We start from the raw sequence: 16,902 nt of genomic DNA on the forward strand, positions 1-16,902 counted from the left end.
ATGACATTGGCTGCTGGGGCGGGTCATCCATGACACGCGCGCACCATACAACAAGACTGTCGAGGCTTTACAGCAGGCTTATCGGGTAACTGACGATCAACCGGTTTTCATCAAACTCGTTGTTATTGTAGTCCCGGCGCATGCTGGAGTTACGCCAGCGCACATTGAGATTCTTCAGCGCTCCGCTCTGCACCACGTAGGCCACTTCACTTTCCCGTCCCCATTCCTTGCCATCGGTCACCGTGCCGCTGTGTACGTTGCTGCCGCTGATGTAGCGGTTCATCAGCGTGAGGCCCGGAATACCCAGGGCGGCGAAGTTATAGTCATGGCGTACCTGCCAGGATTTTTCCTGGGCGTTGTCGTAGCTGGCGTTGTAGCTGTCGTTGGCCAGGGTGCCGCCGCTGGTGCCGTTGACGCGCATCCAGGCGCTGTTGCCGGTGAGTTTTTGCAGGCCGACGTAGAACGTGTTGCCGCCGTATCGGGCCGAGAACAGTCCGGACCAGGTCTTGTTGTCGAGGTCACCGGCGCGGGCGCTGCCGTCGTCCTTGCCATAGAAGAACCCGAGGTTGGCGCCCAGGGTCCAGTCGCCCACCGGTTGGCTGTGGATCAGGTTGAGGTATTGCTGGCTGTAGATGTCCTTGAGTTGGGCGTTCCACACACCGATCTGGGTGCGTTTGTCGTTGAAGGCATATTCGCCGCCCTGGAAGTTGAAGCGGTCGGAGGTGAACGCGGTTTTCCCGAACATGGACATGTCGGTCATGCTGCTGTCGTCCCGTGGGCTGTTGGCGCGGAACTGGCCGCCGTACAGGGTCAGGCCGTCGATTTCCTTGGAGGTGATTTGCCCGCCGCGCAGGGTTTGCGGGAGCGAGCGGCCATCGTCCGAACGCAGGATCGGCAGCACCGGCATCCATTCGCCGACTTTCACTTCTGTCTTTGAAACCCGTGCCTTGAACGCCACGCCCAGACGCCCGAATTCATCCGCCGGGCGGCCATCGTGGTCCAGCGGCAACAGCTGGGTGCCACCCGTGCCGCGTCCGCCATCGAGCTTCAATGAGTACAGGCCCAGTACATCCACGCCGAAACCGACGGTGCCCTGGGTGAAGCCGGATTTGGCGTCGAGGATGAAGCTTTGCGTCCACTCCTGTGCGCCGCCCTGGGTCTTGCTGGGGTTGGTGTAGTTGCGGTTGAAGAAGAAATTACGCAGGTTTAGGTTGGCGCTGGCGTCTTCCAGGAAGCCGTGTTCTTCAGCGACAACGGGGAGGGCAATGCTGGCGACAGCGGTTGCCAGCAAAAGCCGGCGCGGGTCGAAAGTGCTCATGGTGTCAGACCTGTTGTTATTGGGGTTATGCAGGTGGCGGCCATGGTGCGGGGCGGTGCGGGGGCGATGAAAGTGGGGGAGAGCGGGTTGTGGGCGATGATCGAACGCAAAGTCATGGGCGTAAAAAAACCGCTTCCTGGGCGGGAAGCGGTTTTTGTCTACTGCGCCACTATCAGAACAACTTCAAGGGCGGTGCTTCTTCTTTCAACGGTTCGTTCTTCGCGGTCTGTTCGTTCCAGCCACCACCGAGGGCCTTGTACAGGTTGACCTCGCTGTTGAGCTGCGCCAGGCGGTCGGTGATCAGCGATTGCTGGGCACTGAACAGTTGGCGCTGGGCGTCGAGGAACGTCAGGTTGCTGTCGACACCAATACGGTAGCGACGCTCGGCCAGGCGGTAGTAATCCTGGTTGGCCGCGACGAAGCCACGTTGGGCGTCCAGTTGCTGCTTGTAGGTCTCACGGGCGGCGAGGCCGTCGGAGACTTCCTGGAAGCCGGTCTGGATGGCTTTCTCGTAGTTGGCGACGTTGATCTCTTTCTGGATTTTCGAGTAATCCAGGCTGGCGCGCAGGCTGCCGGCGTTGAAGATCGGGATGTTGATCTGCGGTGCAAACGACCAGGTACCCGAACCGCCCTTGAACAGGCCGCCCAGGGTCGGGCTCGCGGTGCCGGCGCTGGCGGTCAGGGTGATGCTCGGGAAGAACGCAGCGCGTGCCGCACCGATGTTGGCGTTGGCCGCCTTGAGGTTGTACTCGGCCTGCAGGATGTCGGGACGACGTTGCAGCAGGTCCGATGGCAGGCCGGCCGGTACTTCGCTCAACAGGTCATCAGCCAATGGCCGGCTGACGATGTTCGCCGGCAGGCCGGTACCCAGCAGCAGGGTCAGGTTGTTTTCGTCCTGGGCCACCTGGCGGGTATAACGCGCCAGTGCAACCCGGGCGTTTTCCACCGAGGTACGGGCCTGGCTCAGGTCCAGGGCCGAAGCCACGCCGACTTCATTGCTGCGCGAGGTCAGTTTGAAGCTCTGCTCGTACGCGCCCAGGGTGTCCTGGGTGAGCTTGAGCAGCTCCTTGTCGGCCTGCCAGGTCAGGTAGGCGTTGGCCACGCTGGCCACCAGGCTGATCTGGGTGGTGCGACGCGCTTCTTCGGTCGCGAAGTATTGTTGCAGCGCTTGTTCGCTCAGGCTGCGTACGCGGCCGAACAGGTCCAGCTCATAAGAACTGATCCCGAGGCCCGCCGAGTATTGGCTGGTGATGCCCGCTTCGCCGGTCTGCGACAGCTTGGCCGGGGTGCGCGTACGGCTGCCGCTGCCCGTGGCCGAAACCGCCGGGAACAGGTCGGCGCGCTGGATCTGGTACTGCGCGGCATACGCATCGATGTTCAGGGCCGCGACACGCAGGTCGCGGTTGTTCACCAGGGCGGTCTGGATCAGCTGTTGCAGGGCAGGGTCATGGAAAAACTGCTTCCAGCCCTGCTCGGCAGCCGCCTGGCCCGGCGCCTGGGCCGACGAATACGCCGGCCCCTGCGGGAACTGCGCGGCTACCGGCGCTTCAGGGCGCTGGTAGTCCGGGATCAGCGAGCAGCCACTGAGCACGAATGCCGTGACAGCTAAGGAAAGTAGCGACTTGCTCATTGGCCAGCCTCTTTAGGAGTTTGCTTGGGTTCAGTCTTTTTACGCTCGCCAGCGGAGGACACGGTTGCGAAGAACAGGGGTACCCAGAAGATCGCGAGGACCGTGGCGGTGATCATACCGCCAATTACGCCCGTACCGATGGCGTGCTGGCTACCTGAGCCGGCACCGGTGGAAATTGCCAGGGGCAGTACGCCGAGCATGAACGCCATGGACGTCATGATGATCGGTCGCAGACGCATGCGGGATGCCTCGATGGCCGACTCGACAATGCCTTTGCCCTGCTCGTGGAGCTCCTTGGCGAACTCCACGATCAGGATGGCGTTTTTCGCTGCCAGACCCACCGTCACCAACAGACCCACCTGGAAGAACACGTCGTTGGACAGTCCCCGCAGGCTGGTGGCGATCAACGCACCGATCACACCCAGCGGTACAACCAGAATCACCGCAATCGGGATCGACCAGCTTTCGTACAGTGCCGCGAGGCAGAGGAACACCACCAGCAGCGACAGGGCGTACAGCGCAGGTGCCTGGGAGCCGGACAGACGTTCTTCGTACGACAGGCCGGTCCAGGAGTAACCAACGCCAGCCGGCAGGTCCTTGGCAATGCGTTCGACTTCCGCCATCGCATCACCGGTACTGTAGCCAGGTGCCGGGGTACCGAGGATTTCCATCGCCGCTACACCGTTATAGCGCGAGAGTTTCGGCGAACCGAAGATCCACTTGCCCGAAGAGATGGCCGACAGCGGCACCATCTTCCCGGACGTGCTGCGCACGTACCATTTGCTCAGGTCTTCCGGAGACATCCGGCTGGCGGCGTCACCCTGTACATACACCTTCTTCACACGACCACGGTCGATGAAGTCGTTGATGTAGCTGCCACCCAAGGCGATTGCCAGGGTCTGCTGGATGTCTGCCAGGCTGATGCCCTGGGCACTGGCCTTCTCGTCGTCAACGGTCAGCTCGTACTGCGGCTCATCGTTCACGCCGTTGGGGCGCACGCCCGCCAGGATCTTGCTTTGTGCCGCGGCACCCAGGAACTGGTTACGCGCATCCATCAGCTTCTGGTGTCCGACGCCGCCCTGGTCTTGCAGGAACACGTCGAAACCGGTGGCGTTACCCAGTTCGAGTACCGAAGGTGGCACCACGGCAAATACCATGGCGTCCTTGAAGGCCCCGAAGAAGTAACCCTGGGCACGCTTGGCAACCTCAAATACCGACTGGCTCGAGTCACGCTCGTCCCACGGCTTGAGCATCACGAACGCGAGGCCCGAGCTCTGGCCACGACCGGCGAAGTTGAAGCCGTTCACGGTAAACACCGATTTGACAGCCTTGCCTTCGCCTGGCTCGCCTTCCTTGTCGTTCAACAGGTAGGCGCGCATATCGTCGATGACTTTCTGCGTACGTTCAGCCGAAGAACCCACCGGCGTTTGTACCTGGGCAAAGATCACGCCCTGGTCTTCCTCTGGGAGGAACGCGCTTGGAATGCGGGTGAACATCCAGATCATGCCGGCAAGGATCAGGGCATAGACCACGAACGCCGGGAACTTGTGCTTGATCATGTTACCGACGCCGCGCTCGTAGCTCAGTACGCCACGGTCGAAGGTACGGTTGAACCAGCCGAAGAAACCGCGCTTGGGTTGGCCGTGTTTTTCCGGGTCAATCGGCTTGAGCATGGTGGCGCACAAGGCCGGGGTGAAGACCAGGGCAACCAGTACCGACAGCGCCATCGCCGAAACGATAGTGATGGAGAACTGGCGGTAGATCACACCGGTGGAACCACCGAAGAACGCCATTGGCAGCAATACCGCCGACAGCACCAGGGCGATACCCACCAGGGCCCCCTGGATCTGGCCCATGGACTTGACCGTCGCCTCCTTGGGCGACAAGTGCTCCTCGGCCATTACCCGCTCGACGTTCTCCACCACAACGATGGCATCGTCCACCAGCAAGCCGATGGCCAGGATCATGCCGAACATGGTCAGGGTGTTGATGGTGAAGCCGAACGCAGCGAGGATCCCGAAGGTACCCAGCAATACCACCGGTACGGTCATGGTGGTGATGATGGTGGCGCGGAAGTTCTGCAGGAACAGGAACATCACCAGGAACACCAGCACGATCGCTTCGATCAGGGTGTGAACCACACCGGAGATCGATTCGGTCACAACCGGCGTGGTGTCATACGGCACCACAGCCTTCATGCCAGGCGGGAAGAACGGTTCGAGGGACGCAACCGTTTCGCGAATCGCCTTGGCGGTGTCCAGTGCGTTGGCACCGGCTGCCAGCTTGATCGCCATACCGGAAGCCGGCTTGCCGTTGAACTGTGCGCTGATGCTGTAGTTCTGGCCGCCCAGTTCGATACGCGAAACGTCACCCAGGCGAACCTGGGAACCGTCGGTATTGACCTTCATCAGGATATTGCCGAACGCTTCAGTGGTTTGCAGACGCGTCTTGCCGATGATGGTGGCGTTCAACTGAGTGCCGGGCAGGGCAGGCAGGCCGCCGAGTTGGCCGGTGGCCACCTGGACGTTCTGCGCCTGGATGGCGTTGCTGACATCCACTGGCGTCAGCTGGTAGTTGTTCAGCTTGGCCGGATCGAGCCAGATACGCATGGCGTACTGGGAACCGAACACCTGGAAGTCGCCCACACCGGCGGTCCGGGAAATCGGGTCCTGGATGTTGGAAACGATGTAGTTGGAAAGGTCATCCTTGGTCATGCTGCCGTCTTCCGACACCAGACCGATCACCATCAGGAAGTTCTTCACCGATTTGGTAACGCGGATACCCTGCTGCTGTACTTCTTGTGGCAGCAGCGGGGTCGCCAGGTTGAGCTTGTTCTGTACCTGAACCTGGGCGATGTCCGGGTTGGTACCCTGGTTGAACGTCGCGGTGATGGTCATGCTGCCGTCGGAGTTACTGTCCGAGGCGACATAACGCAGGTTGTCGATACCGTTGAGCTGTTGTTCGATGACCTGCACCACGGTGTCCTGCACGGTTTGTGCAGACGCGCCCGGGTAGGTCACCTGGATATCAATGGCGGTTGGCGCGATGGCCGGGTACTGGTTGATGGGCAACTTCAGGATCGACAGTGCCCCGACCAGCATGATCACCAGGGCAATTACCCAGGCGAAAATGGGACGGTCGATAAAAAATTTCGACATGAATTACTCCCCTTGACCAGCAGCGGCAGCAGGAGCAGCAGCGGAACCGGCGGGTTTGGCGTTATCAGCGTCCTTGACCTTGACTTCGATGCCCGGCTTGATGAATTGCAGGCCTTCGGTGATCACACGGTCACCGGCGTTCAGGCCTTTTTCCACCAGCCAGTAGGCGCCGGTAGTGCGGTTGGCCACCAGTACACGTTGCTCGACCTTGTTGTCCTTGTTCACCACCAGCGCGGTCGGGATGCCCTTCAGGTCGCGGGTCACGCCTTGCTGTGGTGCCAGGATGGCCTTGCTGTTCACACCGGCTTGCAACTGCGCGTGGACGAACATGCCCGGCAGCAGGGTGTGGTCAGGGTTCGGGAATACGGCACGCAGGGTCACGGAACCGGTGGTTTCGTCGACCGAGACTTCGGAGAATTCCAGCTTGCCTTCCACGCCGTAGGCGGTGCCGTCTTCCAGGGTCAGCTTGACCTTGGCCGCGTTTTCGCCGGCTTTTTCCAGTTGGCCGCTTTCCAGGTCACGACGCAGTTTCAGCATCTCGGCAGAGGACTGCGTGACGTCGACGTAGATCGGGTCCAGTTGCTGGATCACTGCCATGGCGTCGGTCTGGCCGTTGCTGACCAGCGCGCCTTCGGTGACCGAAGAGCGACCGATACGCCCGGAGATTGGGGCAAACACCTTGGTGTAGCGCACGTTGATCTGGGCCGTTTGCACGTTGGCTTCAGAGGTCATGCGGTTGGACACGGCGGTGTCGTATTCCTGGCGGCTGACGGCCTGCTCATCGACCAACTGCTTGTAGCGATCGGCAATCGATTTGGTCTGGGCAAGGTTGGCCTGGGCGCTTTTCAGCGAGGCGTCATACACCGACGGATCGATCTGATAGAGCTGCTGGCCCTCCTTGACGTCGCCCCCTTCCTTGAACAGACGCTTGAGAATGATGCCGTTGACCTGAGGGCGAACCTCGGCAATGCGATAGGCCGTGGTGCGGCCTGGCAGCTCGGATGTCAGGGTAAAGGCTTGAGGTTGAATAGTGACCACGCCGACCTGAGGGGTTTGAGCGGGCGGAGCCGCTTCTTCCTTTTTACATCCGCTGAGCAGCGATGCCAGGGCGACGGCAGTAACCAGGGCGGTAACAGCTGGCTTAAGTTGCATGAAGATCCTCGGGTCAGGCGCGCAGAGTGCGCACAAGAAGTGTGGAAGGGTAAAAAACAGGCACTGAGTGGATAAGTAGCTTGCTACGCAATATACTTACGTTCATGGTTGTTTGTAAACTCTTGACAGGCTTCGCGGAATGTTGACAAAGCAGCGTCCAAAGCCTCGATTCTAGTACGTTCGGCGCCCTTGACGGCGTCGTCCCACAATTATTCAGATGGTCGTTAGCAGCGGTTGAGTCTGCGTTACCGATCACCCCAAGTCTCCTGATTGAGGTTTTACTGCCATGGTTCGTCGTACCAAAGAGGAAGCTCAGGAAACGCGCAGCCAGATTCTTGAAGCGGCCGAGCAGGCCTTCTACGAGCGCGGGGTTGCGCGTACCACGCTGGCGGATATTGCCGCGCTGGCAGGCGTGACACGTGGTGCCATCTACTGGCATTTCAGCAACAAGGCCGACCTGGTGCAGGCGATGCTCGATACGCTGCACGAGCCGCTGGATGAATTGGCCAGGGCCAGTGAGAGCGAGGACGAGGTCGATCCGCTGGGTTGCATGCGCAAGCTGCTGATTCATCTGTTCCATCAAGTGGCCCTGGACCCGAAGACCCGGCGCATCAATGAGATTTTGTTTCATAAGTGCGAATTCACCGATGAAATGTGTGATCTGCGCCGTCAGCGCCAGACCGCCAGCCTCGAATGCAACCTGCGCATCGGGCTGACCTTGCGTAACGCGGTCCATCGCGGGCAGCTTCCGGAGAATCTCGACACCGTACGTGCCGCGGTGTGCATGCACGCCTATATCGACGGAATTCTCGGCCAGTGGCTGCTGGTGCCCGACAGTTTCCAGTTGGCCCAGGACGCAGAGCGCTGGGTCGATATCGCGTTGGACATGCTGCGCTTGAGCCCTGGCCTGCGCAATTAAGACAAAATGCGTAATTGCGACCAGTTGTGTCAACAATAAACACCGGGGCTGGTCAATCAGGCTTTTCCCTGATTTTGTGGGGTGACGTTATATACGGGCTGGCGGGCGGTTGATAGGTAGTTGGCTAAGTATTTTGTAGCAATATTGTTGCAAGGCTGTGAAGGAATGTTTCCTGCGGCCCATAAAAAAGCCCCGGCTCTCGCAAGTCGGGGCTTTTTCGTTTCAGCAGATCAGAGTGCCAGGGTCGGGTAGTCGATGTAGCCGACCGGGCCTTTGGCGTAGAAAGTCTCTGGATGTGCTTCGTTCAGCGGTGCATCGGCCTTCAGGCGAGCCGGCAGGTCCGGGTTGGCGATGAACGGCACGCCGAATGCCACGGCGTCAGCCTTGCCCGAAGCCAGCCACGCGTTGGCGCTGTCCTTGGTGAAGCGTTCGTTGGCGATGTACGGGCCACCGAAGGCGGCTTTCAGTTGTGGGCCGAGGCTGTCGCCCGCTTCCTTTTCACGGGAGCAGATGAACGCGATGCCACGCTTGCCCAGCTCTTTGGCGACGTAGGTGAAGGTTTCCGACAGGTTGGCGTCGCCCATGTCGTGTGCGTCGGCGCGTGGTGCCAGGTGCACACCGACGCGACCGGCGCCCCAGACTTCAATCACGGCGTCAGTGACTTCGAGCAGCAAGCGTGCGCGGTTTTCCAGGGAGCCGCCGTAGTTGTCGGTGCGCTGGTTGGTGCTGCTTTGCAGGAACTGGTCGAGCAGGTAGCCGTTCGCACCGTGGACTTCCACGCCGTCAAAACCGGCGGCCTTGGCATTCTCGGCACCTACGCGGTAGGCGTCGACGATATCGGCGATTTCAGCGACTTCCAGGGCGCGCGGGGTAGGGTAGTCGGCCAGTGGACGCACCAGGCTGACGTGGCCCTTGGCTGCGATGGCGCTTGGGGCAACCGGTGCTTCGCCGTCCAGGTACGACTCGTGGGAGATCCGGCCCACGTGCCACAGTTGCAGGAAGATCTTGCCGCCTGCACCGTGCACGGCCTTGGTCACATTGGCCCAGCCGCGAACCTGGTCGTTGGACCAGATGCCCGGGGTGTCCGGGTAACCCACGCCCATTGGCGTTACGGAGGTGGCTTCGCTGAGGATCAGCCCGGCGGAAGCGCGTTGGACGTAGTACTCAGCCATCAGCGCATTGGGCACGCGACCGGCGTCGGCACGGCAGCGGGTCAGCGGCGCCATGATGATGCGGTTCGACAGTTCCAGGTCGCCCAGTTTGATCGGATCGAAAATAGTCGTCATGGGATAACACCCTTCTCTTTAGTTGATCAGTTAGTCGCGGGGGCCAGGTCGGCATCGCCGGTCTGACGGAAAGTAATCAGGGTCACCAGCAGCGCGAGCACGGCCAGTGCAGCAGCGGCCAGGGGCACGCTGGTCAGGCCGAAGCCGTGGGCAATCACGCTGCCGCCCACCCAGGCGCCGAGGGCGTTGCCGATGTTGAAGGCGCCGATGTTCAAGGTGGACACCAGGTTCGGTGCGGCCTTGCCGAAGGTCACCACGTTGATTTGCAGTGCCGGTACGGCGGCAAACGAGGCGGTGGCCCAGAGGAACAGGGTGATTTCAGTCGGGATCACGGCGACGCTGGTCCAGGTCAGTACGGTGGACACCACCGCCATGCTGATGAACACGCCGATCAGGGTGGCAGCCAGGCGCTTGTCTGCCAGCTTGCCGCCGATAATGTTGCCGACGGTCAGGCCCAGGCCGATCAGCAGCAGGGTCCAGGTCACGCCCTTGGGCGAAACACCGGTGACGTCCCCCAGCAGCGGCGCGACGTAGGTGAAGAGGGTGAACATCGACGCAGCGAACAGCGCGGTCATGCTCAGCGACAGCCAGATGCCGGCGCCTTTGAGTGCTCTGAGCTCGGCGCGCATGTCGAGTTTTTCCTCGTCACGCTTGGCCGGCAGGAAGCGGATCAGACCGATCAGGGCGATCACCCCAATCACCGTCACGGCCCAGAAGGTCGAGCGCCAGCCGGCTTCCTGACCCAGCGCGGTGCCCAGCGGTACGCCGAGCACGTTGGCCAGGGTCAGGCCGGTGAACATCAGCGCCACGGCCGAAGCACGCTTGTTGGCCGGCACCAGGTTGGCGGCGACCACCGAACCGATACCGAAGAAGGCACCGTGGCACAGCGCGGTGACCACACGGGCAAACATCAGCACGTTGTAGTCACTGGCCAGGGCGCAGAGCAGGTTGCCGATGATGAAGATGCCCATCAACGCTACCAGGGCGGCCTTGCGCGGCAGCTTGGCGGTGGCCAGTGCCATGAAGGGGGCACCGATGGCCACGCCCAGGGCGTAGCCGGTCACCAGCCAGCCGGCGCCGGGAATCGATACACCGAGGTCGGCCGCCACATCGGGCAACAGGCCCATGATGACGAACTCGGTGGTACCGATGGCGAAGGCGCTTAAGGCCAGGATGAGTAGCGAGAGAGGCATTGATGGGTCCTTGTTACAGCGGTGCGCTGAGTTCTTCGGTGAGCGCTTTGAGGAAGGCTTGGATCACGTCCTCATTGCGTTTGAAAAAGTGCCATTGGCCGGCCTTCTGGCTGCTGATCAGCCCCGCCCGTTGCAGGTTCGCCAGGTGCGCCGACACGGTGGACTGAGACAGCCCGCAGCGCTGGTCGATCTGCCCGGCGCAAATGCCGTATTCGTGGTTGTGCAGCTGCTCGGGGAATTGCACTTTCGGGTCTTTCAGCCAGTTGAGGATGTCTCGCCGTACTGGGTGCGCCAGGGCTTTTATTATTTCGTCGAGGTCGATGGACATGGCAGTGATGCTCGGTTTTGTAAAACGTTATATCGCGATGAGGCGAACTTTAAATCGTTGTATCCCGATATACCAATATGATTTTGGTCTTAAACCAGATTGAATCGGTATATCGGGTTATAACGATACGTTGACGGCAGTGCTAGACTGCGCGCCATGAATTATCTCGCACATCTGCACCTCGGCGGCCAACTTCCTGCTCAATTGCTTGGCAGCCTGTATGGCGACTTTGTTAAAGGGCGCCTGCAAGGCCAGTTCAGCCCGCAAATCGAGTCGGCGATTCAGTTGCATCGCTCAATCGATCGCTACACCGACAGTCATCCGCTGATCGGGCAGGCGCTGTCGCGCTTCACCCTGACCCGGCGCCGCTATGCCGGGATTGTCCTCGATGTGTTTTTCGACCACTGCCTGGCGCGGGACTGGGCGTTATATGCCGATCAGCCGCTGGAGCGATTTACCTCTGAGGTTTACCGGGTGCTCGCCGAAGAGCCGGCGTTGCCGGGGCGGCTGGCGCAGATTGCGCCGTACATGGCGGCGGATGACTGGCTGGGTTCGTACCGCGAATTTGCGGTGATGGAACAGGTACTTCGAGGAATTGGCCGGCGCCTGACACGGCCCGAAGAACTGGGCCATGCCATGCAGGAATTACGAGCGCTGTACGAGCCGTTGAGCGAGGACTTTCGGGTGTTTTACCCAGAATTGCAGCGGTTCTCAAATAGCCAGTTGGCAATACAACTATAAATGTGGGAGCGGGCTTGCTCGCGAAAGCGGTGGGTCAGCTTATGAATCTGCTGACTGATGCACCGCCTTCGCGAGCAAGCCCGCTCCCACATTTTTCACCGTGCTCGCTTCAGGCCGCGAATGCTGGCCGCGCTGGCATTTGCTCAGCTTCTGGAAGGGGGCCAAACAACGCCTTCTGCACCGCCTGCTGCGCCTGGAACGCCAGCGCCGCACGTTCCTGCCCGGCGCAGGCAATCGGCTTGAGCAGATGGATTTCCACGTCGCCCTGGTCATTGCCGAACAAGCGCATCAAGTGCGAGAGCAAATCATCGTCGCCAATAAACGGTGCCAGCGGGTCGATGTGGCCATCGCGCAGATAACGAATCGCCACCGGTTGCAGCGACACATCGGCATCAATCGCACTGGCCAGTAACCGCCCGTGGAACGTACGCAGGGCGCGGCCGTCGGTGGTGGTGCCTTCCGGGAACATCAACAGCGGGTGTTGTTGTTCCAGATGACGCGTCATCTGTTTGCGAATCAACTGGCTGTCCCCCGAACCTCGGCGGATGAACAGACTGCCTGCCTTGGCGGCCAACCAGCCCGCCACCGGCCAGGTGCGCACCTCGGCCTTGGACAGGAACGACATCGGCGCCACCATCCCCAGCAGCGGGATATCGGTCCACGATACGTGGTTGCTGACCCACAGCATCGACTGTTGCGGCAACTCACCGTGAACGGTCACGCGAAAGGGCAGGGCGTTGGTCAGCCGTGCCATGAAAAAACGCGACCAGCGCTGCCGGCGCACCATCGAGTTGGCCACGCCCAGACGTTCAAACACGCCAAACACACTGGCCATGGTCAAACCCAGGGCCACCACCACCAGCACGCGGGCAATTCGCCCGTACACCCGAAGGCGGCTCATCACATGGCTGCCTTGAAGTGGCGGGCATACCGCGGGCACAGCTCGTCGCGCTTGAGCAGGATGAACACGTCGGCGACCTGGAAGTCTTCGTCCCAGCAGGGTTCGCCGCAAATCTTTGCACCCAGGCGCATGTAGGCCTTGAGCAAGGGGGGCATTTCGGCGATGACGTTGGATGGCAGGTCCAGTGCCGGCAGCGGCTTTTTCGGCTCGGCCCGCAGGTGTTCGTTGCACAGGTAGCGTTCGCGCAGGCGCTGCATGATGGCGTGGGCCTGGATGCCGCCGTCGTGCATCGGGATGCTTGCGCAGCCCATTAGGTAGCTGTAGCCACCCTGGTTGAGGACTTCGGCCAGCTCGCCCCACAACACGGCGATGGTGCCGCCGTTGCGGTAGGCGGGGTCGACGCAGGTGCGGCCGATTTCCAGGATGGGGCCTTTGAGGTGCAGCAGGCCGTGGAGGCTGAATTCTTCTTCGCTGTAGAAGCGGCCCAGGGTGGTGGCGGCCTGGTGATCGAGCAAACGGGTGGTGGCGACGAGTCGACCGCTGTTCAAATCCCGCACGCCGATGTGGCTGCAGTGAACATCATAGTCATCCATGTCCAGGCCCAGTTCAGCGCCTTTCAGCTTGGCGTTGAATTCGCCGCTGAACACGTTGAACCGCAGGGCCTGGGCTTCCTGCAAAGCCTGGGCGCCGATCAGGCGTTCGGCTTGCAGGCGGCGTTCATTGCCGGTGTCGCTGATGCGGGCGATCTGAGTCATGGCGAGTCTCCGAGTGCCGGCCAGGGTTACGGCCGGTCGACTTGTTTGTGCCATGTCAGGCTATGTAGGGCCGGTGTCATCTCCATGAAGTTACGGTGACGCTTAGATGACAGGGGGCTTGGTGGTGGTTTGCAGGGGGATTGAGTACATATCCGTTATTTAGGTAACGGCTGCTTAGGGTTCCGCTCTTACAGCGGGTCACTTTTGGCAAACGCCCCAAAAGTAACCAAAAGGTCTTTGCCCCACCACTCGGTGCCTCGCCTAGGCTCGGCATGCCCGCACTCCGGCCCGGTTCCGCGGGCCGCCGCGACGGGCCATCCATGGCCCGGCGCGGCTAAATCGGCATCCTTGCCGATTTACCCGCTCCACCGTGCCTACTTGCGGCCATCGTGGTTAACGGGGCCCGCAGATCAAGATCAAAAGCAAGAGCACAGCGGCCTACCGGCCGGCTTGAGTGTTTAGAAGCCAGATCAAAAGCCAGAGCGAAAGCCAAATGAAGCTGATGCAGCTCTGCTTTTCTGTGGGAGCTGGCTTGCCTGCGATGCAGACACCTCGGTGTATCAGGCAGACCCAGTTGATGCCATCGCAGGCAAGCCAGCTCCCACATTTGACCGTGCCCGCTTACTTTTGCGCTGTTCAAAAGTGAGCCGCTGTAAGAGCGGAACCCATATCAGCCATCACCCAAATAACGGATATGTACTCACCCCAGAGTCCGTAACAAAACCGTCATCCCCCTGGGCTAGGCTCGCGGGCTTGAATGCCCCCGAGTCCCAATCCATGTTCAAAGGCCTCCTATACGCCGCGCTGCTGTTCACCCTGACAGCCCACGCCGAAACCTGGCCGGAGAAGGAATGGTCCCAAGGCCAGCCCCTGACCGGCCCGGCAGCCAAGGCCTTGGATGACTACGCCTTCCCACCCCGCGATGACACCACCCGCAAAGGCGTCCGCACCGACGCCTTGATGGTCATCCGCGACGGCCAGATCATCTACGAACGCTACGCCGCCCCCACCACCGCCAGCACCCCGCACCTGACCTGGTCTATCAGCAAAAGCCTGATGGCCACCGTGCTCGGCGTGGCCTTCGGCGAAAACCGCTTCAAACTCACCGACCCCGCCGCGCGCTTTTACCCGCCGATGAAACAACACCCCGGCGTGACCATGGCCGACCTGCTGCACTGGGCCTCGGGCCTCGACTGGCAGGAAGACTACGAATACGCCCCGCTGAAATCCTCGGTGGTCGCCATGCTCTACACCCGCGGCCACCACGACATGGCCGAGTTCGCCGCCGACACCGCGACCTACAGCGCCCCCGGCCAGGCATTCCGCTACTCCAGTGGCGACAGCAATATCCTGTCCGCCACCCTCAAGGGCATGCTCGGCCACAAGGCCTACGTCGACTACCCATGGACCGCCCTGTTCCAGCCACTGGGCATCCACAACGCCACCTGGGAAAGCGATGCCGAGGAAACCTTCGTCGCGTCCTCATACGCCTACCTCACCGCCCGCGACCTGGCCCGCGTCGGCCTGTTGATGCAGCGCGACGGCCGTTGGGGCGAGCAACAATTGCTGCCCAAGGAGTGGGTCGCGTTCAATCGCCAACCGTTCGACAAGTACAAGGCGGGCCAGGACGAAGCCGTTCCGGGCGGCCAATGGTGGCTCAACCGCGAAGTGCAGGGTGCCGCCAGACCCTGGCCGGACGCGCCCGCCGACACCTTCGCCGCCCTCGGCCACTGGGGGCAGGCGCTCTACGTGATGCCCGAAAAACAGCTGGTCATCGTGCGCTATGGCGACGACCGCGACGGCAGCTATCGCCACAACGAACTCCTCAAGCGCGTCCTTGCAGCGGTGCAACCATGATCCGCCGTCATCCCGTCATCAGCCTGTTGATCCTGCTGTTACTCGTGTTGCTCGGCTGGGTCTGGCACGAGCGGGTCAACCTGCAAGCCTTCCCCGACATCATCGCGGCCTACACCGCCAAGGAGTACTGCTCCTGCCGATATGTGGAAGGCAATCCCGCTGATTATTGCCTGGGTTATGTGAAGCAATACGTGCCCACCAGCGCCTTCACCGACAACCCTGAAAAACACCTCGTGACCGCCAGCGGCCTGGGCCGCACCCACAGTGCCCAATGGCTGGGCCAACGCGAGGGCTGCCGCCTCTTGCCCTAATGCAGCCACAGGTGGGGCTGAGGTTCCACAGGGTGGAACCACCTTTGATTGTCCTCCTGCGCACATCGCGGTTATCTGGCGGTGTGCAACGAAAAAGAACGGGAACACCCGCCTGCGAGGAGAATCACCATGAGCCCACACCAGCACATCCTGGATTGGCTGAGCGATGTCGCCAGCGACCTGCACGCCGTGCGTCAGGACATTCACGCCCACCCCGAACTGGGTTTTGAAGAAAACCGCACCTCCGCCCTGGTGGCGCAATCCCTGCGTAACTGGGGCTACGAAGTCCACACCGGCATCGGCCAGACCGGCGTGGTGGGTGTGCTGCGCAATGGCAGCAGCTCGCGCAAGCTCGGTATCCGCGCCGACATGGACGCGTTGCCGATCATCGAAAACACCGGCGCCAGCTACAGCAGCCAACACGCCGGCTGCATGCATGCCTGCGGTCATGACGGCCACACCACCATGCTGCTGGGCGCCGCGCGTTACCTGGCCGCGACCCGTCAATTCGACGGCACCCTGAACCTGATTTTCCAGCCCGCCGAAGAAGGCCAGGGCGGCGCCGAAGCCATGCTCGCCGACGGCTTGCTGGAGCGTTTTCCCTGCGACGCACTGTTCGGCATGCACAACATGCCGGGCTTGCCCGCCGGCCATCTGGGCCTGCGGGTCGGGCCGATGATGGCCTCCCAGGACCTGCTCACCGTGACCCTCGAAGGTGTCGGCGGCCACGGCTCCATGCCGCACCTGACGGTGGACCCGCTGGTGGCCGCCGCGAGTATGGTCATGGCGCTGCAGACCGTGGTGGCGCGCAATATCAATGCCCAGGAAGCCGCCGTGGTGACTGTCGGTGCGTTGCAAGCGGGCCAGGCGGCCAATGTGATTCCCCAACAAGCACTGTTGCGTTTGAGCCTGCGTGCCCTGGATGCGAACGTGCGTGAGCTGATGCTGGAGCGGGTCAAGGCGATCATCCTGACCCAGGCCGCGAGCTTCGGCTGCACCGCGCAGATCGAACATCGCCCGGCCTATCCTGTGCTGGTCAACCATCCCGAAGAAACCGAATTCGCCCGCCAGGTCGGCGTCGCCCTGCTGGGTGAAGGTGCCGTCGACGGCAACACCACCAAGCTGATGGGCAGCGAAGACTTCGCCTGGATGCTGCAACGCTGCCCCGGCAGCTACCTGTTTATCGGCAACGGCGTGTCGCGGCCGATGGTCCACAACCCCGCCTATGACTTCAACGACGACATCCTGTTGACCGGCGCCGCCTACTGGGGCGCGCTGGCCGAGAGCTGGCTCAAGCCCGCCTGACGACCTCTTTTTTCTGCCGCTGGACCCTTTTCCGACTGGTTGAATGGA

Annotated in this window: 14 protein-coding genes; 5 read left to right on the forward strand and 9 right to left on the reverse strand. The window is 61.5% G+C overall.

Annotation, left to right across the window (positions count from 1 at the left end; translation table 11 throughout):
* Positions 1-67: 67 nt before the first annotated feature.
* The 4 genes from V6607_RS06815 to V6607_RS06830 all read right to left on the reverse strand — a co-directional run bounded on the left by V6607_RS06815 (position 68) and on the right by V6607_RS06830 (position 7,258).
* Entirely contained in the window at positions 68-1,318 is a 1,251-nt protein-coding gene (locus tag V6607_RS06815) for an OprD family porin (protein WP_008431143.1), read from the reverse strand.
* Between the two features lie 172 nt (positions 1,319-1,490).
* Entirely contained in the window at positions 1,491-2,948 is a 1,458-nt protein-coding gene (gene adeC, locus V6607_RS06820; protein ID WP_003219806.1) for an AdeC/AdeK/OprM family multidrug efflux complex outer membrane factor, read from the reverse strand.
* Positions 2,945-6,106: an efflux RND transporter permease subunit gene (locus V6607_RS06825; protein ID WP_003219803.1), complete on the reverse strand. Its 3,162-nt coding sequence runs from the start codon at positions 6,104-6,106 to the stop codon at positions 2,945-2,947. Before V6607_RS06825 ends, adeC begins: the two co-directional genes overlap by 4 nt.
* Positions 6,107-6,109: 3 nt before the next feature.
* The gene (locus tag V6607_RS06830) at positions 6,110-7,258 is read right to left on the reverse strand and encodes an efflux RND transporter periplasmic adaptor subunit (RefSeq protein ID WP_003219800.1); all 1,149 of its coding nucleotides are present in this window, start codon (positions 7,256-7,258) and stop codon (positions 6,110-6,112) included.
* A gap of 286 nt (positions 7,259-7,544) precedes the next feature.
* Here V6607_RS06830 and V6607_RS06835 point away from each other — a divergent pair, with 286 nt between their 5' ends.
* Positions 7,545-8,177 carry a TetR family transcriptional regulator gene (locus V6607_RS06835; protein ID WP_003219798.1) on the forward strand — a complete coding sequence of 211 codons (633 nt, stop codon included), beginning with the start codon at positions 7,545-7,547 and terminating at the stop codon, positions 8,175-8,177.
* 230 nt (positions 8,178-8,407) lie between these two features.
* Here the strand turns inward: V6607_RS06835 and V6607_RS06840 are convergent, their stop codons facing one another.
* Genes V6607_RS06840 through V6607_RS06850 form a run of 3 tightly spaced genes read right to left on the reverse strand, consistent with a single transcriptional unit; the run spans position 8,408 to position 10,984 of the window.
* Positions 8,408-9,463, reverse strand: coding sequence for an alkene reductase (locus tag V6607_RS06840; protein WP_003219797.1), 1,056 nt, complete (start codon positions 9,461-9,463; stop codon positions 8,408-8,410).
* Positions 9,464-9,489: 26 nt separating this feature from the next.
* Positions 9,490-10,656, reverse strand: a complete 1,167-nt coding sequence (locus tag V6607_RS06845; protein WP_003219795.1) for an MFS transporter — start codon at positions 10,654-10,656, stop codon at positions 9,490-9,492.
* A gap of 13 nt (positions 10,657-10,669) precedes the next feature.
* Entirely contained in the window at positions 10,670-10,984 is a 315-nt protein-coding gene (locus tag V6607_RS06850; RefSeq protein WP_003219793.1) for a helix-turn-helix transcriptional regulator, read from the reverse strand.
* A 156-nt stretch (positions 10,985-11,140) separates the two neighbouring features.
* On the opposite strand from V6607_RS06850, the gene V6607_RS06855 reads away from it, so the two are divergent.
* Positions 11,141-11,725 (forward strand): ACP phosphodiesterase, encoded by a 585-nt coding sequence (locus tag V6607_RS06855; protein ID WP_003219791.1) that lies wholly within the window; start codon positions 11,141-11,143, stop codon positions 11,723-11,725.
* Positions 11,726-11,834: 109 nt separating this feature from the next.
* Here V6607_RS06855 and V6607_RS06860 read toward each other — a convergent pair whose 3' ends face one another.
* A complete protein-coding gene (locus V6607_RS06860) occupies positions 11,835-12,626 on the reverse strand; it encodes a lysophospholipid acyltransferase family protein (RefSeq protein ID WP_003219789.1) in 792 nt (263 codons plus the stop codon).
* A complete protein-coding gene (gene olsB / locus V6607_RS06865) occupies positions 12,626-13,381 on the reverse strand; it encodes an L-ornithine N(alpha)-acyltransferase (RefSeq protein ID WP_008431132.1) in 756 nt (251 codons plus the stop codon). The genes V6607_RS06860 and olsB overlap by 1 nt, the downstream gene beginning before the upstream one ends.
* Before the next feature lie 777 nt (positions 13,382-14,158).
* Here olsB and V6607_RS06870 point away from each other — a divergent pair.
* The 3 genes from V6607_RS06870 (at position 14,159) to V6607_RS06880 (ending at position 16,854) form a co-directional block, all read left to right on the forward strand.
* A complete protein-coding gene (locus V6607_RS06870; protein WP_134325859.1) occupies positions 14,159-15,238 on the forward strand; it encodes a serine hydrolase in 1,080 nt (359 codons plus the stop codon).
* Positions 15,235-15,549 carry a hypothetical protein gene (locus V6607_RS06875; RefSeq protein ID WP_003209165.1) on the forward strand — a complete coding sequence of 105 codons (315 nt, stop codon included), beginning with the start codon at positions 15,235-15,237 and terminating at the stop codon, positions 15,547-15,549. The genes V6607_RS06870 and V6607_RS06875 overlap by 4 nt, the downstream gene beginning before the upstream one ends.
* A gap of 129 nt (positions 15,550-15,678) precedes the next feature.
* Complete coding sequence (locus V6607_RS06880; protein ID WP_008430881.1) at positions 15,679-16,854, forward strand: M20 aminoacylase family protein; 1,176 nt, start codon at positions 15,679-15,681, stop codon at positions 16,852-16,854.
* The last annotated feature ends 48 nt before the right edge of the window (positions 16,855-16,902 follow it).

It is taken from the genome of Pseudomonas sp. KK18, assembly GCF_037094675.1.
GTDB lineage: Bacteria > Pseudomonadota > Gammaproteobacteria > Pseudomonadales > Pseudomonadaceae > Aquipseudomonas.